This window comes from Vibrio sp. Vb0888 (genome assembly GCF_033338835.1).
GTDB lineage: Bacteria > Pseudomonadota > Gammaproteobacteria > Enterobacterales > Vibrionaceae > Vibrio > Vibrio alginolyticus.
Genome location: NZ_JAWOTL010000096.1, coordinates 1 through 1558, shown reverse-complemented (window position 1 = coordinate 1558; position 1558 = coordinate 1). Strand labels below are relative to the sequence as shown.

Annotated in this window: 1 protein-coding gene; it reads right to left on the bottom strand. The window is 43.6% G+C overall.

Annotated features, from left to right (window positions below):
* The coding region (locus tag R7P72_RS24120) for a GGDEF domain-containing protein (RefSeq protein ID WP_318110843.1) at nucleotides 1-910 on the bottom strand (910 nt) is incomplete at its 3' end.
* Between the last annotated feature and the right edge of the window lie 648 nt (nucleotides 911-1558).

The following is a 1558-nucleotide window of genomic DNA, read 5'->3' as shown; positions in this document are numbered from 1 at the left end:
TGCGATCCAAAATGCCATCTAGGTCTTGTTTACTGCGCACATCGTAAAGCATTAACACGAACTCATCGCCTGCGAAGCGCGCAATGGAGTAGTCATGTTTATCGGTTTTTCGGTCGCTGTTACGAATGCTTTTCTTCAATCGAGTTGCAAATGCTTTCAACACTTGGTCGCCAACATCGTGGCCATAGGTGTCGTTGATGTACTTAAAATTGTCGATATCGAGAAAAACCAACGCAGTGACACTGCGTTCGTCTGAGTGGTCAATGTCGTGCAGTTTTGCTCTAGCCCACGTTTCAAAGCTCCAACGATTCGCTAAGCCCGTCAGTTGGTCTAGGTAGGCTAACTCCTCAATCCCTTCTCGGTAAAGGGTTTGAATGTAGCTGACGACTTTTGCGTAGTAGTAGGAGAAGGTATGGCAGACAAAACTGATGGCTATCAAGGTGAACATGAATCGGCGTTCGATCATATCGCCAGTGGCAGGTAAGCCGTCTAAAAACGTAATGCCAAAGAAAACCAAAATCATGTAGGTAGCGCTAAAGAGTAAACCGACTTTGAACTCGTTAATCAAAATGATGGTTGCGACGATGGGGTAGAGCCACAATAACTTTCCGGAGGGCGCATCATTAAAAAGAAGTAGTAATAACCCCTCAAACATGATGACGGCGCTGAGCAGTAAATCGGCATATTTGTGATGCCTTTGCACTTTAATGAGATAGCAGATCCCTAAGCAGGCGATGGCACTGAAGGCATGCAAAACGCTTAACCCCCAATGATTTTCGAGCGATTGGACGATAGCGCCGTACACCAATAGTGTGGCGGCAATGCTAGAACACAGAAAAACGATTTTCTTCTTTCTCGTCGAGCGGATATCCGCCATTTCTTCTAGGCGAGCCCCGGCCAATGTCGACATCTTCTATCCCTACTTAAATTGATATGTACGTCTATTCTAGGCGGTATTTTAGCGATAAATAGAATAACAAAATCGCCAAATGTGAACTTAGTCATGTTGCGAGGTGATTGAATCTTGTAAGGAATTTTCTGGGTGTGACGACGCCAAGGGTTTTGTTTATTACGATATCTATCGATATGTTGTCTGCAATATGGTGATGACGGTTACAAAGTTACCTTGATGTGTGCACGTTGATAAATACAGATAATGCATAAAAACGGCTGTTGGTGAGTCGATTCTCAATTCGCTGAATGGCGTCATTTAACGGCGTTAAGCCAATTATCAACCGCGTACCTATTGAGCTCATTGTTCGTCAGTCGATGATCTCTAAGCTCCGTCAATGAGTCGCGTGGGCTTGAAAAATCATTAGAAATATTTTCCTCAAATGACAGGAATTATTGTTGTCGTTGTGACCAATCTCCGACTAAAATCCGCGCTGAATCTCTGTTTCATCTCAAACGAATCCCGAATTACTTTTTATAGACTGCCTCACAGTTCTCTGCGAGGCAGTTTTAGTTGTTGGAAAGGTTAAAAACATGCCTAAAAGCCAAAACATCAACCAACGAATGTCCATCGTGGCATTAGCTTGGCCAATTCTTGTCGAAATTT